Origin of the sequence: Hydrogenophaga sp., from assembly GCF_030373225.1 — a bacterium.
GTDB lineage: Bacteria > Pseudomonadota > Gammaproteobacteria > Burkholderiales > Burkholderiaceae_C > Hydrogenophaga.
The window spans coordinates 75,621-100,727 of sequence record NZ_JAUCZG010000007.1; the positions used below are offsets into that span (position 1 = coordinate 75,621).

Genomic DNA, 25,107 nt, shown 5'->3' on the forward strand with positions numbered 1-25,107 from the left:
GACAACACCTGCGGCCTGGCAAAGCCAGTTCCGCGGTGTTCTTGCCCGAGACAGTTACCTGGCAGACTCAGGCTGCATGTTGGCGAGTTCCTGCTCGGTGATGGTCTCGAACACGCGCACCACGCGTGTCACCCCGGGCGTGAAGCGCGCGAGCTCGGTGGCTCGGTCGGCTTCACGCTGCGTCACACGACCCATCAGGTACACCGTGCCGCGCTCGGTCACCACCTTGAATGCGCTGGCCGACAGGTCTTTGGCATCCACCAGCGCGGCCTTGAGACGGCCGGTGATCAGCGTGTCGGTCGCGCGCTCCTTGAAGGAAGGGCTGCTGGTCACGCCAAGCTCGTTGATGACCTCGCGAACGTTGTCCACGCCCGAGACGATCTGGGTGATCTGTGTCTTCACCGCTTCGCTGGCCGCTTCGCCGGTGAGCAGGACGCGGCGGTTGTAGCTGGTGACGGCCACGCGGGCGCGCGCATCGCCGAGCTCGTCCTTCAGGCGGTTGGACGCCCGCAGTTCGATGCCCTGGTCGTCGAGCTGGGCGCCCGAGGTGCGGCGGTCCACCGCCACCATGGCACCCACGGCGGCGCCCCCGACCACCAGCGGTGCGCAGGCGCTCAGGGTGGCGCCCAGGGCAGCCAGCACCAGGGCCGAGGCGGCGATGCGTTGCAGGGAAACAGGTTTGACGGCTTTCATGAGGCACTCTCCATATGGGGGTTTGACACGTCGGGCAGACCGAGCAGCTGGGCGTCCACGCCGTCGCAAATGCAGTGCATCACGAGGTGGTGCACTTCCAGAATCCTTGCCGCGAGTTCGTGCGGCACACACACGTGCACGTCGGTGTCGCGCAGCAGCAGCGCCAGCTGGCCACCGCGCGCGCCCGTGAGCGCCACCACCGTCATGTCGCGCTCATGCGCGGCTTGCACCGCTGCAAGCACATTGGGCGAGTTGCCCGAGGTGGTGAGCGCCAGCAACACGTCGCCCGCCTGGCCGAGCGCACGCACCTGGCGGGCGTAGACCGAACTCACATCGAAGTCATTGGCGATGCCTGTGAGCACCGCCGCATCGGCCGAAAGGGAGAAGGCGGCGAGTTCGGGGCGCTCCCGGTCGTAACGGCCGACAAAGCTCGCAGCAAAATGCTGCGCCGCCGCTGCCGAGGCACCGTTGCCGCACGAAAGCACCTTGCCGCCGCCCGTGACGCTGGCCAGAACGGCATTGGTGGCCGCTTCGACCACGGGCGCAAGCGACTGCGCGCACTGGTATTTCAGATCGGCACTGTCGATGAACTGTTGCTGGATGCGTTGCAGGAGCATGGGACGATCATAGCGGTGGGGGGTGTATCAAAATGCGCCGGAGGCGTCGAAGGCAGCACGCAGCCAGTCGATCTGGCCGCCGCTGCCGTCGATCAGCACCACATCGAAACGGCACGGTGGCTGTGACCCCAGCCGCAGCAGAAAGTGCCGCGCGGCCAGCACGATGCGGCGTTGCTTGACCGGGGTGATGCTGGCACCGGCACCCCCATGGCGCTGGCTGGCGCGCTGGCGCACCTCGACGAAGACCAGCGTGCCACCGGGCTCACGCATAATCAAATCGATCTCGCCACCACCGCGCCCCGGGGTCTTGAAGTTGCGCTGAACGAGCTTCAAGCCCTGCCGTTGCAGGTGCCCGAGCGCGGCATCTTCGGCAGCATCGCCGCGCGCCTTGGTGGTCGGCGCCGGCGTCACCGGCGGGCCCTGTTTTCTGGAACTCCACATTGTCTGCAAGTTCTCCATCCCTGTTGGCGGCCGCTCGCGACGCAGCGGCGCACCAGCATTATCCGCAGGGCGCGCTCTACATGGTCGCCACGCCCATCGGCAATCTGGCCGACATCGGGTTGCGCGCGCTCCAGGTGCTTTCGCTGGTGGACACGGTGGCCTGTGAGGACACACGCCACACCGCGGCACTGCTGCAGGGCTACGGACTGCACAAACCGCTGCTGGCGCTGCACGAGCACAACGAAGCCGACGCCGCGCAGACGGTGGTGCAACGCCTGCAGTCCGGCCAGCGCGTGGCCTACGTGAGCGACGCCGGCACACCGGGCGTGAGCGACCCGGGCGCGCGGCTCGTGGCCGCAGCGCAGGCCGCGGGCCTGCGCTGCGTGCCGGTTCCGGGCCCCAGCAGCATCACCGCCTTGCTCAGCGTCTCGGGCACCGTGGCCGGAATGGGCGGCTGGGACGGACGCTTCGTGTTCGCGGGCTTTCTTTCTTCCCGGGCGAGCGAGCGCCAACGCGAGGTGCAGCTGATGGGCGCCGATGCGCGGGCCAGCGTGTTGCTGGAGGCACCCCACCGCATCGAGGCCCTGGCCAAAGACCTGGCCTTGCTGGGTGAGCGCATGCTGACCGTGGGGCGCGAGCTGACCAAACAGTTCGAGGAGGTGGCGCACCTGAAGGCGCAGGACTTCACCGCCTGGCTGCAAGCCAACGCCAACCGCACCCGCGGCGAATTCGTGTTGCTGATTCACCCGCAGAGCGCGCCGGCCGGGGCCGAGGGTGGCATCGATGCGGCAGCGCTGCGCACGCTGGACCTGCTGTTGAAGGAACTGCCCCTGAAGACCGCGGTGAAGCTGTGTGCCGAGATCACCGGCCAGCCCCGCAACGCGCTCTACGACGCCGCACTGGCGCGCCGCCTGGGCACCGACGACTGAGGCGTCAGCGCATCACGCGCGACATGGGGTCCGACCCCGAGCGCGGAGGCGATTCGCGCGGGGCTGGCGCATCGGGCACCTCGTGTGCCTGCACATCGACCACATCACCCATCGGCCGGCCAGCCGGCCCCCGCCCAGGCCACACACCCTGGGTGTAACGCTGCGAGGTCTGCCGGAAACGGTTGAACACCACCACGGGGGCAGGTTTGCGGCCGGTGATCAGCGCCCACAGGGAAACGCCCAGCACCACCACCAGCGTGGCGAGCAGCAGGCTGAGCACGAACACCAGCGCGGCCAGGCCCAGCGCAAGCTTGAGGATGCCGCGCAGCAGGCGCGCGAAGAAGTCGAATAAACCGTTCATGAAAGACTGAGCCCCGAGGGCCGGTGTTGGTTCCACGGGCAACAAGCGCGCCGGTCCGGCCCCCACCGGTTTGCGGGCCAAACGGCCTGTACCTTGGGCCATTGTCCCCGCCTGCAAGGCCGGGCCCGCACCGGCCGTCGTCACACAGGCATCAGTTGGCGCTGATATGCTGGCCGCTGCTTGCGCGCACGGGCTGCGCAAGGTCCATCAAGGCCCCCCATGAAACCGATTTACCAGTACTTTTTCCGCGGCCTGATCACCTTCCTGCCGTTGGCCATCACGGTCTACGTGCTCTATCTCACCGTGGCCTGGATCGAGTCGATCGCGATGTGGCTGATCCGGCCTTTCATCGGCGACTTCTACCTGCCCGGCCTGGGCATCATGCTGGGCGCAGCGCTCATTCTGGGCCTGGGCTTCCTGATCTCGCAGCCCCATGTCGCGCGCTGGCTCTCCTGGATCGAACTGCCGTTCACCAACCTGCCGGTGGTCAAGAGCATCTACTCGTCGCTCAAGAGCTTTGCCGACTACTTCTCGCCCCACAAGGAAACACCGCAGCAGGCGGTGGTGGTGCTGCGCATGCCGGGCAACGAGTTGTCCATCGTCGGGCTGGTCACGCGGCAGAACATGCAGGGCCTGCCGGCCGCGCTGGCCGAGCTGGACCAGGTCGCCGTCTACCTGCCCATGGGCTACATGATCGGCGGCTACACGGTCTTCGTGCCGCGCAGCTGGATCACACCGATCGACATGTCGGTCGAGGAGGCCATGCGCTCGTCGCTGCTGGCCTGGATGGCCGCCAGCCGCAACGGTGAACAGACCCCCGGCGGCGGTGGCGCACCATGAGCATCCGTCACCTCGACGCCCTGTTTTCGCCGGCCTCGGTGGCCGTGATCGGCGCCTCGATGCGTCCCGCCAGCGTGGGCGGCACGGTGTGGCGCAACCTGAACAATGGCGAATTCAAGGGTGCGCTGTACGCGGTCAACCCCAAACACGCCGAGCTCGGTGGCGTGAAGGTCTGGGCCTCGGTGGCCGACCTGCCCGAGGCGCCCGAACTGGCCGTGCTGTGCACGCCGGCGGCCAGCGTGGTGGGGCTGATCACCGAGCTCGGCGCGCGCGGCACCCGCGCCGCGATCGTGCTGACCGCCGGGCTCGACGCCGCACAAAAGCAGGCCATGCTCGATGCGGCGCGGGTGCACACCCTGCGCATCCTCGGGCCCAACTGCATCGGCATGCTGGTGCCGCACCTGGGACTCAACGCCAGCTTCGCGCACACCGGCGCGCTGCCGGGCGAGCTGGCATTTGTGTCGCAGTCGGGCGCGCTGGTCACGGCCATGCTCGACTGGTCCGGCTCGCGCGGCATCGGCTTCTCGCATTTCGTCTCGCTGGGCGAACGCGCCGACGTCGACTTCGGCGACATGCTCGACTTTCTGGGCAGCGACGCAAAAACCCGCGCCATCCTGCTCTACATCGAGAGCATCGAGGAGCCGCGCAAGTTCATGTCGGCCGCGCGTGCGGCGGCGCGCAACAAGCCGGTGATCGTGGTCAAGGCCGGGCGCTCGGCCGCCGGGCAGCAGGCTGCGGCCTCGCACACCGGTGCACTGGCCGGGTCTGACGCGGTGTTCGACGCGGCGATCGCACGCGCCGGCATGTTGCGCGTGAGCACCCTGCAGGACCTGTTCCTCGCCGCCGAAACACTCTCGCGCTTCAACGGCAACCACGCAGAGCGCCTGATCGTGCTCACCAACGGCGGCGGTGCCGGCGTGATGGCGGCCGACGCCGCTGCCACCGAGGGCGTGCCGCTGACCGTGCTCGATGACGTTCTGCGTGCAGATCTCGACGCCGTGCTGCCGGCCAACTGGTCGCACGCCAACCCGGTGGACATCATTGGTGACGCACCGGCCACGCGCTACGTGCAGGCGATGCAGGCCTTGGCCCAAGACCATGAGAGCGCGGTGCTCTTCATCCACGCGCCCACCGCCATCGTGCCCAGCCTGGAGATCGCGCAGGCGCTGCTGCCAATGGCCAGCACGAACCCGAAGCGGTTGCTGGGCTGCTGGCTGGGGGACGGCGCGGTGGCGCAAGCCCGCGCGCTGTTTCGTGGCGCGGGGGTGCCCGACTTCAACACACCCGAAGACGCGGTGCGCGCGTTTTCACTGCTGCGCACCTACCGCGAGCACCAGACGGAGCTGCTGCAGACCCCGCCGGCCCGCAGCGCGGTGCACGCGGTCGACCTGCCGCGCATCCGCGCCATCGTGCAAGGCGTGCTCGCCAGCGGGCGCGAGCTGCTCACCGAGCCCGAAGCCAAGGACCTGCTCGAAGCCGCCGGGCTGCCGGTGGTGGCCACGCGCGTGGTGGGCCCCGATGCACAGCAGGCGCAGGCAGCGGCCGATGCGCTGGGCTATCCGGTGGCGCTCAAGATCCTGTCGTTCGACATTTCCCACAAGTCCGACGTGGGCGGCGTGCGCCTGAACCTGGGCAGTGCCGCCGAGGTGAACGAGGCCTGCGCCACCATGCTGGCGCGGGTGCGTGAGCAGCGCCCGGACGCCACGGTGGAAGGCTTCACGGTACAGACCATGGTGCGCAAGAAGCACGCCCACGAGCTCATCGTCGGCGCCAGCGTCGACCCGGTCTTCGGCCCGACGATCCTGTTCGGCCAGGGGGGTGTGGCGGTGGAGGTGCTGGCCGACACCGCGCTGGCCTTGCCGCCCCTGAACACCACGCTGGCGCTCGCACAGATCGCGCGCACCCGCGTGGCCAGCCTGCTGCGCGGCTACCGCGACGAGCCCGCTGCCGACCTCGACGCCATCGCGCAGGTGCTGGTGAGCGTGTCGCAACTGCTGGCCGACGTGCCCGAGCTCGCCGAGCTCGACATCAATCCGCTGCTGGCCAACCACGAAGGAGCGGTGGCCCTCGATGCCCGGGTGCGCGTGTCGGCCAGCCGCCCGGCGGGCGCCCATCATTTCGCCATCCAGCCCTATCCGCAGGAGCTGGTGGAACGGTGGGACTGGCAGGGCGAGCCCGTCACGCTGCGCCCGATCCGCCCCGAGGACGAAGCGCAACACCGGCGCTTTCTGGAGCAACTCGACCCGGAAGACATTCGCCTGCGCGTGTTCTACAGCCGCCGCAGCATCGAACACAGCGAACTGGCTCGGCTCACGCAGATCGACTATGCCCGCGAGATGGCCTTCATCGCCACGCGCACGGAGCCCGGCGGCACGGAGGAAACCCTGGGCGCGGTGCGCGTGGCGGTGGACCCGGACAACGACACCGCCGAATTCGGCGTGATCGTGCGGTCCGACCTCAAGGGCAGCGGGCTGGGACATCGCCTCATGAGCAAGATGATTCAGCACCTGCGCGCCCGCGGCACGCGACGGATGGTGGGCACGGTGCTGCGCATCAACCACGGCATGCTGGAACTTGCGCGCTCGCTGGGCTTCCAAGAGACGCCCAACCCCGGCGATCCCGGCGACCGCGAAACGCGTTTCGTCGCGCTGGACCTGTCCACCCCCGCCGCACCGACGCCATGAAACACACCCCCACGCGCCGCCGCATCCTGCTCGCCAGCGCCGCAGCGCTGGCCGCCCCGGCCTGGTTGCCGTCCGCCCTCGCACAGGCGAACACGCTGCGCCCCACCCCCAGCCAGACCGAAGGCCCGTTCTACCCCGTGGCCCTGCCAGCCGACAGCGACGCCGACCTGCTCAGGAACGGCAACGCGAACTACGGCCGGGGCCAGCCCGCCTGGGTCGAGGGCACGGTGGTCGATCTGGCGGGCGTGCCGGTGTCGGGGGCGGTGGTCGAGATCTGGCAGTGCGACCACGCAGGGCACTACCACCACCCGGGCGACGGTGGCCGCGCCGATCCGGCGTTTCAGGGTTTCGGCAAGGTCGCGGTGGGCCGCGACGGGCGCTACCGCTTCCGCACCATCCGGCCGGTGCAGTACGGCGGGCGCACGCCCCACATCCATGTGAAGGTGCGGCTGGACCGCATGGAATTGCTGACCACGCAGCTGTACGTGGCGGGCGACCCGGGCAACGAGCGCGACTTCCTGTGGCGGCGCCTCAACGGGGACGCTCGCGCGGCACTCACTGTGCCCTTCACATCCAGCAGCGACGGCGTCAGGGCCATGTTTCCCATCGTCGTGCAAGCCTAGCTTCACCGCTGGAAAGCCCGCGCAGGCCCCGGGGCTCTGCACCCGCATTTAAGCTCGCGCCCATGGATTCACTCTCTCAGATTGCCCTCGGGTCGGCCATTGGCGTGGCCGTGATGGGCCGGCGCACGGCGGTGTGGAAGGCCGCGCTGTGGGGCGCCGTCGGCGGCACCCTGCCCGACCTCGATGCCTTTGTCGACCACGGCGACGCCATCCTCAACATGACGCGCCACCGCGCCGAAAGCCATTCGCTGTTCATCCTCACGCTGGCCGCGCCCGTGCTGGCGTGGATCGCCTCGCGCGTGCACGGTGAGGCGGCGCTGTTCAAGCGCTGGTGGCTGGCGATGTGGCTGGTGCTCGTCACGCACCCGCTGCTCGACACCATGACCGTGTATGGCACCCAGTTGCTGCAGCCCTTCACCGACCACCCCTATGGCGTGGGCAGCATCTTCATCATCGACCCGCTCTACACCCTGCCCCTGATCGTGGGCGTGATCGCCGCGCTGCGCCTGAAGAACACCCGGGGGCTGGGCTGGAACGCGTTCGGGCTGGCGCTCAGCACGCTCTACCTCGCCTGGGGCGTGGGTGCGCAGCAGCACGCCACCCAGGTGGCGCGCGCCTCGCTGCAACAGGACGGGGTGGCGGCCACCGGGCTGCTGGTGACGCCCTCGCCGTTCAACACGGTGCTCTGGCGTCTGGTGGCCACCACGCCCACGCACTACCTGGAAGGCCACTACTCGCTGATGGACGATGACCGGCGCATCGTCTGGACGCGGCACGAGCGCGGCGCCGGCCTGCTGGAGCGGCACGCCGACGAACCGTCGGTGGCGCGCATGGCGGCCTTCACGCACGGCTTCTACAGCGTGTCGGAAACCGGGGGGCGCCTGTTCGTCACCGACCTGCGCATGGGCCAGGAACCCAGTTACACCTTCCGCTTCGACCTGGGCACCGAAGCCGCGCGCGCCAACGGCGGCCACCGGCCCACGCTCGAGGGCCGACGGCCCGACATCGGCACGGCACTCGACTGGCTGTGGCGACGCATGTGGGGTGAACGCATCCCGTCGCCCGGCGCCTGAGCCTGTGGCCGGCAGGCCGGTGCAGCGCGCACCGGCTCTGGCGCGGCGACGCGGGTCAGCCCAGCAGGAAGGTCGCGCCGATGGTGGCCACGCCCAGGATCAGGTTGACGCCGACCCAGGTGCGGATGCTGGCCAGTGCGGCGCCGCCGGCGGGCCAGTCGCTGGCACTCACCGCCCGCGACAGGCGCTTGAACAGCGCGAAGCGGATATGGCCGAAGACCACGATCATGAGGATGCCCAGCGCGGCCATGACGGTCCAGCCCAGCGGCATGTTGAACGGCAGGCCGGCCTGCACCGTTTCCTTGGCCACGCGCCCGATCATCCACAGACCCGAAAACAGCACCAGCAGGACGACCACCTGCACGGTGCCGAAAAAGCGCCCGAGCACGTCGTGCATGAGGCGGATGCGCACCGGCGGCTCCAGCGATTGAACGGCCGGGCGCAAGAAGGCGTGAGCGAAATACATGCCGCCGATCCACAGCACGATGGACAGGACGTGGATGAGCTTGAGAGAGGCGTAGATCATGAAGTCACTTTCTTGGGAGCTGAGGGAATCAAACATCGGACAGCAGGCCGCCCACGCGGCGTTGCAGGCGGTAGGGCGGCAGGCCTTGCAGCATGCGCCGGCCGTAACTCTGGCGCAGCAGGCGCGCGTCGTAGCAGACCACCACCGCCTCGTCGGTTTCGCTGCGCAGCGCACGGCCCGTCCATTGCAGCAGCCGCGCGCCGGTGGCCGGCACCACGAGTTCGCTGAACGGGTCGCGGCCTTGCGCCTTGAGCCAGTCGGCCCGCGCCTGGCCCACCGGGTCGCTCGGTGAGGCGAACGGCAGCTTGGTGATGAAGACCCACTCGCACAGCTCACCGGGCAAGTCGAGACCTTCACCGAACGACTGCAGGCCGAACAGGATGGAAGGGGTTCCTTCGGCCACGCGCCCGGCGTGGCGTCGCAACAGCACGGTGCGCGAAGCGTCGCCCTGCACCAGCACCCGATCGCGCAGCCCGGCGTGTTCACCGCGCTCCAGCAACCCCTGCGCCTGACGCATCTGCGCCCGGGAGGTGAACAGCACCAGCGCGCCGCGCTTCACCTCGCGCAGGTCTTCCATGAGCGAGGCCAGCATTTCGCGCGTGTAGGCCTCCACGTCCTTGGGGTCGGCCACGGTCTGCACCACCACCAGACGGCCCTGGCGCGCGTGGTCGAACGGGCTCTGCACCTCGCGCGTGGCCACCGCGTCGTCGTAGGCCAGGCCCGACTCGTGCAGAAAATGATCGAAGTTGCCGCAGGTCGTCAGCGAGGCCGAGGTGACCACCGCCGCGCGCACCTTGTTCCACAAATGGTTGCGCAGCAGGCTGCCGGGCTGCAGCGGACAGGCGTGCGCGGTGAGCGTGACCAGCCCGTGCTGCACGCCGGCCTCCAGCCACTTGGCCAGCGGTGGCTGGCCGTCGGTGGGCGCCTGCATCCACAGCGTGGCGGTTTCCTGCGCGCTTTGCAGGCGCGGCGCCAGCACGCCCAGGCGGCTGTAGAGCCTGGCACAGCGCGCCGCATCGCCCGGGTTCTCGCGCGCGTTCGCCTTGAGTTGTGTGGCCAGCGCCTCGAACACCTTGAGCAGGGCGCTGGCGTTGGCGTGCATCTGTGCCACCACCTCGGTCCACCCGGGCGGCAGCAGGCCGCCATCGAAACGGTCGACGATGGGCGAGGCGTCACCCCACCGTTCGGGCTGGGCCATGTTCCGTTCGGGGCGAACGCTGGTGTGGGTTCGCCCGGTCAGCTGAGCCCAGGCCGGCAGCGCGCCGATGCGCTGCATCGCCAGGCGCGCCAGTTCGCCCTGGGCGGTCTTGAGGTCCCTGGCGAGTTGCGCCACGTCCGACGTGGGTCGCGCATCCAGCGCGCCGGCCACCTCGTCCACCGCGCGCGGCAGCTTGTCCAGCCAGTGGCTGCGCATGAGGTCCATGGACGCGGTGAACTGGCCCTGAGCCACCGAGCCCAGGTGGTGCGCTTCGTCGAACACCACATAACAGTCCTGCGGCGCGGGCAGCGCGTGCAAGCCGAGCGTGGAGAGCAGCAGGTCGTGGTTGACCACGATCACCTGCGCCTGCGCCAGCCTGGCGCGCGCCTGGTAGTAGCTGCAGCTGTTGTAGCTCGGGCAGTGGCGCGCGGTGCAGGTGTGGCGTTCGGCGGCCACCGGCGACCACAGGCTGCCGTCGGGCGGCTCGTCCAGGCGGTCGCGGTCGCCGTCCCAGCTGCCGCTGTCCAGCGCATCGGTCCAGGCGGTGTATTGCGCGCCCCGCTCCTGCCATCTCGCAGCCGCCGAGGCCGAGGCCACGGCGCGCGCCGCCACGCCCGAGGCGCTGGTGTCGGCGGGGGCGTCGTCGCTGTCGAACAGATCGGCACTGGCCGCATCGCCGCCGCCGAGCTGGTCGAGCTTGAGGCGGCACACATAGCGCCCGCGTCCCTTGGCCAGCGCAAAGCTGAAGGGCTGCGGCAGCGTGGCGGCCAGGGCCGGCAGGTCCTTGGCGATCAGTTGCTCCTGCAGCGCCACGGTGGCGGTGGAAATGATCACCCGCTTTTGCTGGGCCAGTGCCAGCGGGATGACGGTGGCGGCATAGGCCGCCGACTTGCCCACCCCGGTGCCGGCCTGCACCACCGCGATGCCGCGCGCGGGCAGGGCCGCGTCGCTGGCCACCGCGTCGTCGCCCGGCGTCACGCCCGAGAGCGTGTGCGCGATGTGGGCCGCCATCTCTCGCTGCCCCGACCGGGCGCGGTAGCCGCCGGCATGCGCCACCACGTGGTCGAACGCGGCCAGCGCCAGTGCCTCGCGCGCCAGCGGCCCGGCGGGCAGGTCGGCGCCGGGGGCTGGGATGTCTTCGACGGGCGTCTCGAGGGTGGTGGTGGACATGCGGCGCAGGCGGGCCTGAAGGCAAAGCGCGATTGTCCCAGACGCCCGGGGCGGCATCGGGATCATGGTGCAATGCACCGTTTTCATGTCCGGATGTTCCCCATGCCCAGCCAATCCCGCGCCAGACGCAAGCCCAGCCCCCGCACCGCCAGCGGCAAGCTGCCGATCGACCTCGCCCTGCAGGGCGGTGGCTCGCACGGCGCCTTCACCTGGGGCGTGCTCGACCGCCTGCTGCAGGAAGAGTGGCTGGAGATCGCCGCCATCAGCGGCACCAGTGCCGGCGCGATGAACGCCGTGGCGCTGGCCGCCGGCCTCATGGACGGCGGGCGCGAAGGGGCGCAGCGCGTGCTGCGCCAGTTCTGGACGCGCGTGGCCGAGCTCTCGCCCTTTCACTCCCTGCAAAGCAGTCCGGTGGGTGCGGCGTTCGCGCCCGCCCAGGCGCTGCTGGCGCCGTGGCTGGCACCGTTCAAACAGTTCAACGCGGCCCTGGGCAGCCAGCTCTCGCCCTACCAGCTCAACCCGCTCAATCTCAATCCGCTGCGCGACGTGTTGCTGGAGACGGTGGACTTCCAGCGCGTGTGCGCCTGCCACAAGACACAGCTGTTCATTGCCGCCACGCAGGTTCGCACCGGGCAATTGCGCGTGTTCGGCCAGCACGAGCTCACCGCCGACATGGTCATGGCCTCGGCCTGCCTGCCGCTGATGTTCCAGGCGGTGGAGATCGACGGCGAGGCCTACTGGGACGGCGGTTATGCGGGCAACCCCTCGCTGCTGCCGCTGATCACCGACAGCCCGGCCGACGACCTGCTGCTGGTGCAGATCAACCCGGTGCAGCGCGACACCGTTCCCCGCAGCGCGAGCGACATCCTGGACCGGATCAACGAGGTGACCTTCAACGCCAGCCTGCTCAAGGAAATGCGCACACTGGCCCTGATGCAGCAGCTGGTGGGCTCCGAACGCATCGCGGGCGGGCCGCCGCTGTTTCGGCGCGTGCAGGACTTGCGGGTGCACATGATCGACGGCGGTGAATCGCTCGCCCCGCTGGGTGCCGACAGCAAGACCGACACCGGGTGGGCCTTCCTGTCGAAGCTGCACGACCTCGGCCTGGAGGCGGCCGACCGCTGGCTCCATGCCAACCGGCAGGACGTGGGCCAGCGCAGCAGCTTCGATCTCTCCAGCGTGTTGCAGGCATGACCAGCATCGCCGGCATCGTGCTCGCGCTGGTGCTGTTGATGGCGCTGGCCTGGCGCGGTGTGAGCGTGCTGCTGCTGGCACCCCTGATGGCCCTGCTGGCCGTGCTGTTCAGCCCCGACACGCCGGTGCTGGCCAGCTACACACAGGTGTTCATGAAGGCGCTGGGCGGCTTCGTGGTGGCGTTCTTTCCGCTGTTCCTGCTGGGCGCGGTGTTCGGCAAGCTCATGGAGGATTCGGGCGCGGCGCGCGTGATCGCGCACGGCATCGTGCGCTGGCTGGGCAGCTCGCGCGCGGTGCTGGCGATCGTGCTGGCCTGCGCGGTGCTCACCTATGGCGGTGTGTCGCTGTTCGTGGTGGCTTTCGCGGTCTACCCCATCGCGGCGGCGCTGTTCCGCCAGGCCGATCTGCCCAAGCGGCTGATCCCGGGCACCATTGCCCTGGGCGCCTTCACCTTCACCATGACGGCCTTGCCGGGCACGCCGGCGATCCAGAACGCGATCCCCATGCCCTACTTCGGCACCACACCGTTCGCCGCGCCCGGCCTGGGCTTGATCGGTGGCGCCGTCATGCTGGTGCTCGGTGTGCTCTGGCTGACGCGCCGGGCTGCGAGCGCCCGCTCGCGTGGTGAAGGCTATGGCGAATCCGACGACAACGATCCCGCCCCGACCACAGCACCCGCGTTCAGCGGCGCCCTGTTTGCCCGCGCCATGGCCCCGGTGGTGCTGGTGATCGCGCTGAACTACCTGCTCGCCACCTGGCTGCTGCCGGCGCTGGACACCCGCTACCTGGCCGAAGCGGTCTACGGCAGCACCCACATCGACGCGGTGCGCGGCATCTGGGCGGTGATCGTGGCACTCGCCGCCGCCACCCTGCTGCTGGTGCTGCTGCAGCGCCAGGCCCTCACGGGGCTGGCGAAGACACTCGACCACGGTGCCGGCAGCTCGGTACTGCCACTGCTGAACACCGCCTCGCAGGTCGGCTTTGGTGCGGTCATTGCGTCGCTGGCGGGCTTTGCGCTGATCCGCGATGCGGTGCTGTCCATCGCGCCCGACAACCCGCTGGTCTCCATGTCGATCGCGGTCAACATCCTCGCCGGCATCACCGGCTCGGCCTCGGGCGGCATGAGCATCGCGCTGCAGACGCTGGGCGACACCTGGCTGGCCATGGGGCAGGCAGCCGGCATTGCGCCCGATCTGTTGCACCGGGTCACCGCCATCGCCACCGGCGGACTCGACGCGCTGCCGCACAACGGCGCGGTCATCACCTTGCTGTCGATCTGCGGACTCACGCACCGCCAGTCCTACCTCGACATCCTGGTGGTCGCCGTGGTGTTTCCGCTGGTGGCGCTGGCGGTGGTGGTGGCGCTGGGCACCGCCTTCGGCTCTTTCTGAGGGCAGGCCGTCAGCCGCGGGCCTTCTGGCGCTCTTCGTAGTGGCGCCGTGCCGAGTGTTCGATGTGCTCGAGGAACACGCCGGCCACCGGCGACAGGCGCTTGCCGCGGGGATACAGCGTCCACCAGTTGGACTGCACCGGGAAGCCGGCCACCGGCAACTCGACCAGGCGCGCGTCGGCCAGCGGTGTGGTCAGCGCATGGCGGGACACCACCGCCAGCCCCATGCCGGCGGCCACCGCTTCCTTGATGGCTTCATTGCTGCCCAGCTCCAGCCGCACCTGGGGCACGAAGTTCTGGGCGGAAAAATGGGCGTCGCAGGCCAGGCGCGTGCCCGAGCCGCGCTCGCGCATGATGAAACGCTCGGCCGCCAGATCCTCCAGCGCCAGCCGGGGACGCTGAGCCCAGCGATGCGCGGCGCCGGCGATCACCACCAGCGGGTTGGGCAGGAAGGCGTGCTTCTCCAGATCGATGTCCGCTGGCGGCATGGACATGATGTAGAGGTCGTCGCGGTTGTGGCGCAGCCGCTCCACCACCCCGTCGCGGTTGAGCAGTTCCAGCGCGATGTCGATCCCGGGATGGGCATCGCAGAAGCTGCCCAGCAGGCTCGGCACGAAGTACTTCGCCGTGCTCACCACCGCCAGCCGCAGGCGGCCGCGCGTGAGCCCTTTCATGGCGTCGATGCGTTGCTCGAACGCCGCCCAGTCGTCTTCCATCAGGCGCGCGGTGTCCACCAGGGCCTCGCCGGCCTCGGTGAGGAACAGCCGTTTGCCGATCTGCTCGTACAGCGGCAGGCCCACCGCATCGGCGAGCTCCTTGAGCTGCATCGACACCGTGGGCTGCGTGACATGGCAGGCCCGCGCCGCCGCCGTGATGCTCTTGTGCTCGGCGAGCGCCAGAAACAGCCGGAGTTGCCTGAAAGTGAAGTTCATAGAGTTTTATCGATGTAAACCATCAGGAGAATTGATTTTTAATTATCAAGCAGTCCCCCTAGGATCGCGGCCATGCTCAACCTGCTCGACCCTGCCATCCTGTTTTTTGTTTTCGGCCTGCTCGCCGGCACCGTGAGGTCCAACCTGGAGATACCGCCCCAGATCTCGCGTTTTCTGTCGCTCTACCTGTTGATGGCGCTGGGCCTCAAGGGGGGGTTTTCGCTGGCGGAATCGGGGCTCACCGCCGAGGTGGCCACCACCCTGGGCCTGGCTGTGCTGCTGGCGATCGTCGTTCCGGCCGTCAGCTACCAGCTGCTGAAACGCCGCCTGGGCGGGTTCGACGCGGCGGCCATCGCGGCCACCTACGGATCGGTCAGCGCCGTGACCTTCATCGCCACCGTGCAGTACCTGGAGAACCAGGGCACGGAATTCGGCGGCCACATGGCGGCGGCCATGGCCCTGATGGAGTCGCCCGCGATCATCATGGCGGTGCTGTTTGCCAACAGCCTGCGCAGCCAGGCGGTGGCCGGCGGGGCCGGTGGCGGCGCGATCGCCCTGCGCGCGAGCGCGGCCACGCCGATGCGGCTGGGCAAGATCCTGCACGAGTCGTTCACCGACGGCGCCCAGCTGCTGCTGCTCGGCGCCATGGTCATCGGCATGATCACCGGCGCGGCCGGCGAGACCGTGATGGCCCCGTTCTCCACCGACCTGTTCAAGGGCATGCTGGCTTTCTTCCTGCTCGACATGGGCCTGATGGCCGCGCGCAACCTGGGTGAGCTCCGGGGCAAGCCGATGTGGCTGCTGGCCTACGCCGTGCTTGCGCCGCTGGCCCACGCCGCCCTGGCGCTGGGCCTGGCCGCCGCCGCCGGTGTCGGTGCGGGCAATGCCGCGCTGCTGATGGTGCTGGCTGCCAGCGCCTCCTACATCGCCGTGCCCGCCGTGCTGCGCCACGCGATCCCCGAAGCGCAGCCGGCGCTGTACTTCGGCATGTCGCTGGGCATCACCTTTCCGTTCAACATCGTGGTGGGCATTCCGCTGTACGTGGCCATTGCAACGCGGGTGCTGGGCTGAGCAGCCTGCAGCGAGACGCGGGTTTCGGTACACTCGCCGGCCCACTCGAAGATTGCTGCCTCATGCCCTATTCCGTCTCTCACCACAAGCTCAACCAGATCCTGTCGGCCCATGGCCTGAAAACGGGTGACGCCGGTGGCATCGACAAACTCTTCGGCGGCAACGACGGCTACTACTGGTTCGGCACCGTGCGCGACCTCTGCCCGCCCGGCAAGACCCTGGTCTGGGAATCCCAGTACGACATGGTCAACGCCATCCAGGCGCACGAGAACGCCACCGCGGCCGAGGACGAGATGAAACCGCAGGTGCCCAGCGCGGCCAACATCGCGGCCCTGTCCAAGGCCCTGCACGATCCGCTCTGAGTGAGCGCCCGCAGCCTGCAAGGCGCCTGGCGACGGGTCGTCTACATCAGCCTCTACGAGATCCTGGCGATCGCACTCGCCGGGCTGGGCCTGATGCTGATGTCGGGCGAAAGCCTGCTGGCCAGCGGCGCGCTGGCCACGGCCACCTCGGCCGTGGCGGTGGCCTGGAACCTGGTCTTCAACAGCCTCTTCGAACGCTGGGAAGCGCGCCAGCCGAAGAAGGGCCGCAGCGTGAAGCGCCGGCTGGCCCACGCCGTGGCCTTCGAGACCGGCCTGGTGCTGATGCTCGTGCCCCTGATCGCCTGGTGGCTGGGCATCGGCCTGCGGGAGGCGCTGGTCATGGACCTGGCCCTGGTGGTCTTTTTCCTGGTCTACACCTTCGTTTTCAACTGGGTCTTCGACGAAGTCTTCGGCCTGCCTGCCTCAGCCCGCCCGGTCTAGCCAGGGCACACTGAAACAGAACGAGGCACCGCGCCCCACCGCACCCTCGCCACGCACCCGACCGCCGTGGCGCTCGATCACCCGGTACACCGTGGCCAGCCCGACGCCCGAACCTTCGAACTCGTGGTGCGCGTGCAGGCGCTTGAAGGGCTCGAACAGCTGTTCGACATATGCCATGTCGAAACCCGCGCCGTTGTCGCGCACGCAGAACTCCACCGTGCCATCGGGCCGGATGGACTGGGTGAACGCGATCTCGGCGCGCGGCGTCTGGCCGGTGTATTTCCAGGCGTTGCCCAGCAGGTTCTGCACCACCACGCTCATGAGACCCGCGTCTGCCCAGACCCGCATGCCTTCGTCGATGCGCCACTGCACCTCGCGACCGGAATCGGCGCTGGCGAGTTCGCGCGCGATGGCGTGGGCCAAGCGGCTCAGGTCCACCCACTCGCAGCGCAACTCGGCGCGGCTCAGGTGGGCCAGCGCCAGCAGGTCGGAGATGAGTCGCCCCATGCGGCGGGATGATGTCCGGATGCGGTCGACGTAGGCCCGGCCGGCCTGGTCGAGGGTGGTGCCGTACTCTTCTTCGAGCAGGCTGGCAAATCCCTCGATGCTGCGCAGGGGCGTGCGCAGGTCGTGCGACACGCTGTAGGCGAAGGCCTCCAGTTCGCGGTTGAGCACCGACATCTCGCGCGTTCGCTCGGCCACCCTCAGCTCCAGCTCTTCGTTCAGGCGCCGGAGCGCTTCTTCGGCCGTGTGCACCTCGGTGATGTCCTGCACCGTGCCCACGCTGCGCAGCGCAAGCTCACCGTCGAACTCGGTGAAGCCCGACACCCGAACGTGCTTGACACGCCCATCCGGCATGAGCAGGCGGTGCACCAGTTCGTACGACTCGCGCGTGTCGACCGAGTGCTGGTAGGTGGCGCCCACCAGGGCGCGGTCGTCGGGGTGCACGCCGGTGATGAAGATCTTGTAGGTGGGTTTGACCGTGGGGTTCACCTCGAAGATGCGGAAAATCTCATCCGACCAGACCAATTCGCCAGAGGCAATTTCACGCTTCCAGCTGCCCACGCGCGCCAGCCGCTGCGCCTCCTTGAGCCGGGTTTCGCTTTCCTGCAAGGCCGCTTCGGTGCGTTTGCGCAGGCTGATGTCCTGCATGGTGAACTGCACGAGCGGGCGTCCGTCCAGCTCGAAGGCCATCAGATAGCCCTCCCCGTCCCACTCGGTCCCGTCGGGGCGCAGGTGGCGCCACTCGAACACCACCACGCCCGAGTGCCTGGCCAGCTCGATGTAGGCCACACCCTTCTCCCCCGAAGGCCTCCCGTCGGGTTGCAGCGCGGTCGAGATGTCCAGCGGCGTCTTGCTCAAGATCGCGTCGCGGCTCGGATAGCCATACAGGCGCAACGCCGCTTCGTTGCAATCGACGAAACGGTTGGTCCGGATGTCCATCACCAGCATGCCCAGCGGCGAGCTTTCAAATTGCCGCAGGCGCAGCACCTTGATGGCCTCCAGCGCCGATGCCTTGCGCCCCAGGTAGACCAGCAGCGCGACGATCAGACCACCGCCGAGCAGCAGCAGCGTGATCAGTGCAGCGCTCACCTGGCGGTTGCTCTCCAGCGCCGGCGCCAGCGGCGCCAGCACCGCCTGGTCGGCAATGCCGATGGCCATCACCAGCCCCAGCGTGTCCAGGCGAAACCAGCCGTAGGTGCGCGAAATGCCGTCCACCAGGCCCTGGGTGTGAAAGCTGCCACTGCGTGTGGTTCGGTCGATGAGGAACGGCCGCTCCGCCGGCACGCTGGTGCCCATGGCGCCTTCGTGGTCCCGGCTGCGGGCCAGAAAGGCGCCATCGGGCGCGAGCAAGGCCACCACGTCCTGGTCCGAGAGCTGCAAGGCCGCCAGCTTGCTGGCCAGGAAGGTGGTGGAGACCATCATCTGAACAGTGCCGTCGAAGCGCCCGTTGCGAAGGATCGAGCGGTTGACCACGACCACCCAGCCATCGGCAATGCGTGACCGCACGGGCTGCCCGATCACCAGAACGTCCTGGGTGGCGCCTTCGCGCTGGGCCTGGAAGTGCGCCCGGTCGCCGATGTAGGTCCTGCCGGACGAGCCCAGGCTGTCGTAGATCACCTGACCCCCGGCCGTGGCCACCGAGATGTGGGTCACCAAACCGGGCGGCAGGGCCTGCAGCACACCCTGCGCGACCTCATCGAAGTCCGCGGGGCTGCGCAACCATTCGCGGCGCAGGTCGCGCAGCTGGAGATCGAGCGTGGTGATCAGGCCGCTGACCTGCCCGCCCATGGCGTCGGCCAGATGCACGCTGCGTTTCTCGGCCTGCAGCAGCACCTGCTCGCTCAACATCGCCTGGGACCGCTCGGACTGCCACCACAGGAACGCCGCAGCCAGCACCGTGAACAGTGCCACCAGAACCGGCATGAGACGAGCGCGGACGCTCACACAGCGGGCCCGCTCGCTGGGCGGGTCGACATGGCGCGGTGAACGCTGAAGGGCATGAAAAGTGGCGAACGGCCGGCGGGCCGCCGGGTTGGCAAAAATATACCCTGCGGGGCACACACCCGCGCAGCGGATTCACCCTAGACCAGCAAACCCCGCAACAGTTCGCTCAACCCGTCCCACACGATCTGTACGCCCAGGCAGAGCAGGATGAAGGCCGACAGGCGCAGGAAGATCACGCTGCCGGCCTCGCCCAGCGGCTTGAGCAACTGCTGGGCGTAGCGGAACGCCAGGTACAGCAGCACACCGATGGCCAGCAGCGCCAGCACCCCGCCGCCCATGCGTGCCAGCGACATCGCCAGGCGGGTGTCGTTCAGCGCCACCCCCACGGTGATGGCCGCGGCAATGGAGCCGGGCCCGCAGCTGATGGGAAAGGTGAGCGGATAGAACGCCTGGCGGCGCGCCTGTTCGGGCGTGAACGACTCGGCCAGCACCGTGCGCCGGTCGTCGCTGGCGTGGCTGGCATTGAGCAAGCGCCACGCAGCAGCCGCCACGATGAGCCCGCCGCCCACCCGCACGATGGGCAGCGAGATGCCGAAGAACTCCAGCACATAGGAGCCCACCAGCATCGAGCCCACCATGAGGGCAAACATGTTGCGCGCGATGCGCCGGGCCAGCAGCGCCCGCGTGCTCGGCGAGGCGCCTTCGGTCAGCCCCAGAAAGATCGGCGCCGTGGCGGCCGGATTCAGGATCGGCAGGATGGCGGCGAACACGAACAGAAAGCTCTTGCCCACCGCCAGCAGCAACTCGGCGGTCATGGAATGGCCCGTGTCATCGGGTGACGGGCGTCATGCTGCGGGTGGCTGTTCGAGCATGTCCTTCATGCGCCGACGCAGCGCCTTGTCGCGTCGCTGCTCTTCGTTCCAGTCGTCGCGCACGCCGCGCCACAGCGCCACCGCCATGAGCACGATCACCAGCGTGAACGGCAAGGCGAACACGATGGTGGCGGTCTGCACCGCCTTCACACCACCGGCCAGCAGCAGGCTGATGGCGATGCCCGAGACCAGCACGCCCCAGACGATCTTCACGCGGGCACTCGGGTTGGCCTGCCCGCCGGTGCTCATCATGCCCAGCACCAGCGTGGCGGAGTCGCCCGAGGTGACGAAGAACACCAGCACCAGCACGGTGGCAACACCCGAGAGCAGTCCGCTCATGGGCATCGACTCGAACATGGCAAACATCGCCGTGGAGACGTCCGCACCCACCGCTTCTGCCATCGGCAGGCCCTGCATGATTTCCTGGTTGAGCGCGGTGCCGCCGAACACCGAGAACCACACGAAGGCGGCCAGCGTGGGCGCCAGCACGGTGCCCATGATGAATTCACGGATGGTGCGGCCGCGCGAGACGCGTGCGATGAACAGGCCCACGAACGGCGACCAGCTGACCCACCAGGCCCAGTAGAAAACCGTCCAGCCGCTGACCCAGCCGCTGTCGCGAAACGGCGTCATGCGCAGGCTCATGCGCACGAAGTCGCTCGCGTAACTGCCCAGCGTGCTGGTGAAGGTGTCGATGATGGCCACGGTGGGGCCCATCATGAACACGGCCAGCGTGAGCAGGGCCGCCAGCACCAGGTTGATGTTGGAGAGCCACTTGATGCCCCTGGTCACACCGGTCACGGCCGAGGCCAGGAACAGGACCGTGGTCACCAGGATGATGCCGACCTGCGAGAGGCTGCCCACCGGCAGGCCCATGAGCGAGTTCAGGCCGCTGTTGATCTGCAGCGCGCCCATGCCCAGCGAAGCCGCCACACCAAAGGCGGTGGCGATCACCGCCAGCACGTTGACCACCGGGCCCAGCTTCTTCAGCGGCGCCCACGGCAGGGACTCGACCGCCGTGCTCACCAGCGCCGAGCCGCCCTTGCGGAACTGGAAGAAGGCGATGGCCAGCGCCACGATGCTGTAGACCGCCCAGGGGTGCAGGCCCCAGTGGAAGAAGCTGTAGCGCATGGCGGCGTTGGCCGCCTCGGGCGTGTTGGCCGCGATGCCGGGCGGCGGCGCGCCGTAATGCGAGATCGGCTCGGCCACGCCCCAGAACACCAGCCCGATGCCCATGCCGGCGGCAAACAGCATGGCGAACCAGGAGCCGATGGAGAACTCGGGTTCGTCGTCTTCGGCACCGAGCTTCAGGTCGCCATAGCGGCTGAAGGCCAGCACCATGGCCAGCACCACCAGGCCCAGCACCACCCACAGGTAGAGCCAGCCGAAGTCGCGCGTGATGACGGCCAGCAAGGTGTCGAACACCCCGCCCAGCGAGGCGGGGGCGATCACGCCCCACAGGACGATGGCCAGGATGAGCCCGGCCGAGACGATGAGTTGCATGGGAAATGTCCTCCAGTGATGGTGTGCGCGCAGGTATGCGTCGCGGCGCGCAAAGGGTCTGTCTGGCCGGACACGCAAGGTGTGGCCACTGCAAGGGCAGGAGACGGGATGGGGCGGGCGACGGCGGCGGTGGCCCGATGTGTCAGGGCTCCCGCCAGGACCCCGCACGGGGCGCCTGGACACCAACCGCCAGGGTCGTGTCGTTGCGGGGCTGTCAGCAAGGGCCGGCACCGCCAGCGCCGGGAAGGGGCGCCGACCGTGCCGTCAGAGTAGTCGCACATTGTCGCCGATGCACGGGCGCCACGGGGGTCCAATGTCGGCGCGGCCCAAGGGCCCAAAGCCGCAAGCCCCGGGTTGCCTGCGGCGCACCCCTAGGGTAAACACCCGCAATGATTGATTTCTGCAATCGACGCGCCCTGCATAGCATGCACAGCAGCGCCGGGACACCCCCGGTCACCCGCGAGACCCACCGGCCCCGCCTTCGCTGGCTGCCCCGAGCCTCTTCCTGTTCATCTTTCCCATGACCCTGCAGCACCCCAACATCATCTACATCGTCTGCGACGACCTGGGCTACGCCGACCTGGGCTGCTACGGCGGGCGCAGCGCCGACTTCGGCCCGGTCTCGCCCCACATCGACCGGCTCGCCGCCGGCGGCGTGAAATTCACACAGGGCTATGCCAACTCACCGGTGTGTTCGCCCACGCGGTTTGCGCTCATCACCATGCGCTACCAGTACCGCCTGCGCGGCGCCATGGAAGAACCCATCAACAGCCGCAGCAGGGGCAGCACCACGCTGGGCCTGCCGCCCGAGGTGCCCACCCTGCCCTCGCTGTTGAAGAAGGCCGGCTACCACACCGCGCTCATCGGCAAGTGGCACCTGGGCTACCCACCCTCGTTCGGCCCGCTGCGCTCCGGCTACGACCAGTTCTTCGGCATCATGGCCGGCGGGGTCGACTACTTCACCCACTGCTCGTCCAGCGGCGAGCACGACCTCTACATCGACGAGGACGAACACCACGAGGTGGGCTACCTCACCGACGTGCTCTCGCAACGCGCGGTGGACCTCGTGGGCGAGCGGGCCGCCGACGCCAGGGCGGGCAAGCCCTTCCTGCTGAGCCTGCACTACACCGCGCCGCACTGGCCCTGGGAAACACGCGACGACGCGCACGTGGCGCCCGAGGTGGCGAAGAACCTGTTCCACCTGCACGGCGGCGACATCCACAGCTACCGCCGCATGATCCACCACATGGACGAAGGCATCGGCCGCCTGATGGCGGCGCTGCGCGAGCACGCTCTGGAAGACAACACGCTGGTGGTCTTCACCAGCGACAACGGCGGCGAGCGCTTTTCGGACAGCTGGCCGCTGGTGGGCGGCAAGATGGACCTTACCGAAGGCGGCATCCGCGTGCCATGGATCGCGCACTGGCCGGCGGTCATTCCCGCCGGCACGGTGAGCACGCAGCACTGCATGAGCATGGACTGGTCGGCCACGCTGCTGCAGGCCGGTGGCGGCCAGGCCGACCCCGACTGGCCGCTGGACGGGGTGAGCCTGCTGGACGTGTTGCGCGAGCCGGCCAGGCCCTTCGAGCGGGCGTTGTACTGGCGCATGAACCACCGCGGGCAGCGCGCGCTGCGCGAGGGCGACTGGAAGTACCTGCAGGTCGACGGCCACGAGTACCTGTTCAATATTGCGAAGGACGAGCGCGAGCGCGCCAACCTCGCCGCGCGCGAGCCCGAACGCCTGCAGCGCATGCGCTCGCAGTGGCTGGCCTGGGACGCAAGCATGCCGCCGATCCCGGCCGATGCCAGCGTGAGTCTGGGCTACTCGGTCAAGGACATGCCCCAAAGGTAGGAAACACCCCCCTGCGCCGCTGACGCGGCCTCCCCCCTCTGGCGCGCCTTCGGCGCTGGGCGTGGGGGCGGCATCCTGGGCCGGCGGAGCCGGACCCTCGATGCCTCTGGATGGGGCACTTCTCCCGCGGCATCTGCAACTCACCCCGGTACGATCGGCGCATGTCCCGTCTGAAACGCATGCTTCCGTTCCTCAACTGGCCGCGCCCCGACGCGAAGCTGTTGCGCGGTGAAGCCATGGCCGGGCTCACCGTGGGCCTGATGGTGATTCCGCAAGGCGTGGCCTATGCCGCGCTGGCCGGCATGCCGCTGGTCACCGGCATCTACGCCTCTTTGCTGCCCGCACTCGTGGCGGTGCTGTTCAGTTCGTCGGTGCGCCTGTCGGTCGGGCCCACTGCGCTCACCTGTCTGCTCATCAGCGCCTCGCTCACCGGCCTGGCCGAACCGGGCAGCGCGCAGTGGATCGCGCTGGCCGTCTGGCTGGCCCTGCTCAGTGGCCTGCTGCAGGTGGTGCTGGGTTTCGTGCGCTTCGGCTGGCTGCTCAACCTGGTGAACTCGCCGGTGCTCATGGCCTTCACCCAGGCCGCGGCGGTGCTGATCATTGCCTCGCAGCTGCCGGCCCTGCTCGGCCTGGGCGCCTGGGACAGCCTGGCCTGGCCGGCGCAGGTGCACCTGCCCTCGCTGGCCTTCGGGCTGGGCAGCCTGGCCGCACTCATGCTCGCGCGCCGCTGGCGCCCGGGCTTTCCCACCGTGCTGGCGGTGGTGGTGGCCAGCGGCGGCATCAGCCACGCGATCGGCTTCGAGGCGGCGGGCGGCACGGTGATCGGCACGCTGCCGCAAGGCCTGCCTCTGCCTTATGTGCCCGAGTGGCCGGGCTGGGGCGTGCTGGGGCAGCTGGTGCTGCCCACCCTGGTGATCACGCTGGTGAGTTTTCTGGAAACCGCGTCCAGCGCCAAGGTCGACAGCGGTCAGCGCGGCCAGCGCTGGGACCAGGACCAGGACCTGATCGGCCAGGGTCTGGCCAAACTGGCCTCGGGCCTGTGCGGCGCCTTTCCCACCAGTTCGTCGTTCTCGCGCTCCGCGCTCAACCTGTACGCCGGCGCACGCACCGGCTGGGCCACGGTGTTCTCGGTGGTGGTGGTGCTGCTGGCGCTGCTGGTGCTCACGCCGCTGCTGCACCACGTGCCGATGGCGGTGCTCGCGGCCATCGTGCTGGTGGCCATCCTGGGTCTGATCAAGCCGCGTGCGTTCGCCCGCCTGTGGTCGATCTCGCGGGTCGAGGCCGCCATCGCCGGCATGACGTTTGCCGTGACGCTGCTGGCCGCGCCTCGGCTGTACTGGGGCGTGCTGGCGGGCGTGCTGATGGCCTTGAGCCATTTCCTCTACCTGCGCCTGCACCCGCGAATCATCGAGGTGGGCCTGCACCCCGACGGCAGCCTGCGCGATCGCCACCTGTGGCTGCTGCCGCCGCTGGCGAGCGACCTGTACGCGCTGCGCATGGACGCCGCGCTCGACTTCGCCACCGCCAACGGATTCGAGCGAGCGATCAGCGAACACATCACCGCCCACCCCGAAACGCGCCACGTGATGTGGATCGCGCACCCGATCAACTGGATCGACGCCACCGGCACCGAAGCCTTCGGCCGCCTGCGCGAGCAACTCGACGACCGGCGCATCGACCTGCACCTGGTGGGCATCAAGCTGCCGGTGGAGCAGGTGCTCCAGCGCGCCGGGTACCTGAACGAGGGACCGCGGCTGCACCTCTACCGGACAGAAGCCGAGGCCTTGCGCGCCGCAGCGAAGCTGCCGACCGGCCTGACCTGATACCGCTGGCCGCCCGGTGGCCGGACCGGGTTCAAGAAAACCGCATCCGGTGCCGATATCCAGA

Annotated in this window: 22 protein-coding genes; 12 read left to right on the plus strand and 10 right to left on the minus strand. The window is 69.0% G+C overall.

Going from position 1 to position 25,107, the window contains the following annotated elements; genetic code table 11:
• Positions 1–54: 54 nt before the first annotated feature.
• The 3 genes from QUV35_RS06040 to QUV35_RS06050 are packed head-to-tail and all read right to left on the minus strand — an operon-like array spanning position 55 to position 1,751.
• On the minus strand, positions 55–693 hold the full coding sequence (locus tag QUV35_RS06040; protein ID WP_300871608.1) for a BON domain-containing protein: 639 nt from the start codon (positions 691–693) through the stop codon (positions 55–57).
• Positions 690–1,310, minus strand: coding sequence for an SIS domain-containing protein (locus tag QUV35_RS06045; protein ID WP_300871609.1), 621 nt, complete (start codon positions 1,308–1,310; stop codon positions 690–692). Before QUV35_RS06045 ends, QUV35_RS06040 begins: the two co-directional genes overlap by 4 nt.
• Positions 1,311–1,337: 27 nt before the next feature.
• The gene (locus tag QUV35_RS06050; protein ID WP_300871611.1) at positions 1,338–1,751 is read right to left on the minus strand and encodes a YraN family protein; all 414 of its coding nucleotides are present in this window, start codon (positions 1,749–1,751) and stop codon (positions 1,338–1,340) included.
• Between QUV35_RS06050 and rsmI the strand changes: the two genes are divergently transcribed.
• Complete coding sequence (gene rsmI / locus QUV35_RS06055; RefSeq protein ID WP_300871613.1) at positions 1,751–2,680, plus strand: 16S rRNA (cytidine(1402)-2'-O)-methyltransferase; 930 nt, start codon at positions 1,751–1,753, stop codon at positions 2,678–2,680. The two genes, QUV35_RS06050 and rsmI, sit on opposite strands and share 1 nt — an antisense overlap.
• Positions 2,681–2,684: 4 nt before the next feature.
• Here rsmI and QUV35_RS06060 read toward each other — a convergent pair whose 3' ends face one another.
• Entirely contained in the window at positions 2,685–3,041 is a 357-nt protein-coding gene (locus QUV35_RS06060; RefSeq protein WP_300871615.1) for a hypothetical protein, read from the minus strand.
• Positions 3,042–3,260: 219 nt separating this feature from the next.
• On the opposite strand from QUV35_RS06060, the gene QUV35_RS06065 reads away from it, so the two are divergent.
• The 4 genes from QUV35_RS06065 to QUV35_RS06080 all read left to right on the plus strand — a co-directional run bounded on the left by QUV35_RS06065 (position 3,261) and on the right by QUV35_RS06080 (position 8,261).
• Entirely contained in the window at positions 3,261–3,881 is a 621-nt protein-coding gene (locus tag QUV35_RS06065) for a DUF502 domain-containing protein (RefSeq protein WP_300871617.1), read from the plus strand.
• Positions 3,878–6,565 carry a bifunctional acetate--CoA ligase family protein/GNAT family N-acetyltransferase gene (locus tag QUV35_RS06070; protein ID WP_300871618.1) on the plus strand — a complete coding sequence of 896 codons (2,688 nt, stop codon included), beginning with the start codon at positions 3,878–3,880 and terminating at the stop codon, positions 6,563–6,565. Before QUV35_RS06065 ends, QUV35_RS06070 begins: the two co-directional genes overlap by 4 nt.
• Positions 6,562–7,188, plus strand: coding sequence for a protocatechuate 3,4-dioxygenase (locus QUV35_RS06075; protein WP_300871619.1), 627 nt, complete (start codon positions 6,562–6,564; stop codon positions 7,186–7,188). Before QUV35_RS06070 ends, QUV35_RS06075 begins: the two co-directional genes overlap by 4 nt.
• A gap of 62 nt (positions 7,189–7,250) precedes the next feature.
• The gene (locus QUV35_RS06080) at positions 7,251–8,261 is read left to right on the plus strand and encodes a metal-dependent hydrolase (RefSeq protein WP_300871621.1); all 1,011 of its coding nucleotides are present in this window, start codon (positions 7,251–7,253) and stop codon (positions 8,259–8,261) included.
• A gap of 55 nt (positions 8,262–8,316) precedes the next feature.
• On the opposite strand, the gene QUV35_RS06085 is transcribed toward QUV35_RS06080, so the two are convergent.
• Both QUV35_RS06085 and dinG read right to left on the minus strand, forming a co-directional pair.
• A complete protein-coding gene (locus QUV35_RS06085; protein ID WP_300871622.1) occupies positions 8,317–8,787 on the minus strand; it encodes a CopD family protein in 471 nt (156 codons plus the stop codon).
• A 28-nt stretch (positions 8,788–8,815) separates the two neighbouring features.
• The gene (dinG, locus tag QUV35_RS06090; protein ID WP_300871623.1) at positions 8,816–11,155 is read right to left on the minus strand and encodes an ATP-dependent DNA helicase DinG; all 2,340 of its coding nucleotides are present in this window, start codon (positions 11,153–11,155) and stop codon (positions 8,816–8,818) included.
• Between the two features lie 102 nt (positions 11,156–11,257).
• Between dinG and QUV35_RS06095 the strand changes: the two genes are divergently transcribed.
• Both QUV35_RS06095 and QUV35_RS06100 read left to right on the plus strand, forming a co-directional pair.
• Positions 11,258–12,349: a patatin-like phospholipase family protein gene (locus QUV35_RS06095; RefSeq protein WP_300871624.1), complete on the plus strand. Its 1,092-nt coding sequence runs from the start codon at positions 11,258–11,260 to the stop codon at positions 12,347–12,349.
• On the plus strand, positions 12,346–13,740 hold the full coding sequence (locus QUV35_RS06100; protein WP_300871625.1) for a GntP family permease: 1,395 nt from the start codon (positions 12,346–12,348) through the stop codon (positions 13,738–13,740). The genes QUV35_RS06095 and QUV35_RS06100 overlap by 4 nt, the downstream gene beginning before the upstream one ends.
• A 10-nt stretch (positions 13,741–13,750) precedes the next feature.
• Here QUV35_RS06100 and QUV35_RS06105 read toward each other — a convergent pair whose 3' ends face one another.
• Entirely contained in the window at positions 13,751–14,671 is a 921-nt protein-coding gene (locus QUV35_RS06105; protein WP_300871626.1) for a LysR family transcriptional regulator, read from the minus strand.
• Positions 14,672–14,743: 72 nt separating this feature from the next.
• On the opposite strand from QUV35_RS06105, the gene QUV35_RS06110 reads away from it, so the two are divergent.
• The 3 genes from QUV35_RS06110 to QUV35_RS06120 all read left to right on the plus strand — a co-directional run bounded on the left by QUV35_RS06110 (position 14,744) and on the right by QUV35_RS06120 (position 16,545).
• Positions 14,744–15,742, plus strand: coding sequence for a sodium-dependent bicarbonate transport family permease (locus QUV35_RS06110; RefSeq protein WP_300871628.1), 999 nt, complete (start codon positions 14,744–14,746; stop codon positions 15,740–15,742).
• Between the two features lie 62 nt (positions 15,743–15,804).
• Positions 15,805–16,104, plus strand: a complete 300-nt coding sequence (locus QUV35_RS06115) for a hypothetical protein (RefSeq protein WP_300871629.1) — start codon at positions 15,805–15,807, stop codon at positions 16,102–16,104.
• Between the two features lie 15 nt (positions 16,105–16,119).
• Entirely contained in the window at positions 16,120–16,545 is a 426-nt protein-coding gene (locus QUV35_RS06120) for a PACE efflux transporter (protein WP_300871697.1), read from the plus strand.
• Here QUV35_RS06120 and QUV35_RS06125 read toward each other — a convergent pair.
• The 3 genes from QUV35_RS06125 to QUV35_RS06135 form a co-directional block, all read right to left on the minus strand.
• Entirely contained in the window at positions 16,528–18,972 is a 2,445-nt protein-coding gene (locus tag QUV35_RS06125) for an ATP-binding protein (protein WP_300871630.1), read from the minus strand. The genes QUV35_RS06120 and QUV35_RS06125 overlap by 18 nt on opposite strands.
• Before the next feature lie 158 nt (positions 18,973–19,130).
• On the minus strand, positions 19,131–19,808 hold the full coding sequence (locus QUV35_RS06130; RefSeq protein WP_300871631.1) for a MarC family protein: 678 nt from the start codon (positions 19,806–19,808) through the stop codon (positions 19,131–19,133).
• Positions 19,809–19,838: 30 nt separating this feature from the next.
• Positions 19,839–21,368 (minus strand): BCCT family transporter, encoded by a 1,530-nt coding sequence (locus QUV35_RS06135; protein ID WP_300871632.1) that lies wholly within the window; start codon positions 21,366–21,368, stop codon positions 19,839–19,841.
• A 520-nt stretch (positions 21,369–21,888) separates the two neighbouring features.
• Here QUV35_RS06135 and QUV35_RS06140 point away from each other — a divergent pair.
• Both QUV35_RS06140 and QUV35_RS06145 read left to right on the plus strand, forming a co-directional pair.
• The gene (locus QUV35_RS06140) at positions 21,889–23,220 is read left to right on the plus strand and encodes a sulfatase-like hydrolase/transferase (protein ID WP_300871634.1); all 1,332 of its coding nucleotides are present in this window, start codon (positions 21,889–21,891) and stop codon (positions 23,218–23,220) included.
• A gap of 161 nt (positions 23,221–23,381) precedes the next feature.
• Positions 23,382–25,043: a SulP family inorganic anion transporter gene (locus QUV35_RS06145; protein WP_300871636.1), complete on the plus strand. Its 1,662-nt coding sequence runs from the start codon at positions 23,382–23,384 to the stop codon at positions 25,041–25,043.
• Positions 25,044–25,107 lie beyond the last annotated feature (64 nt).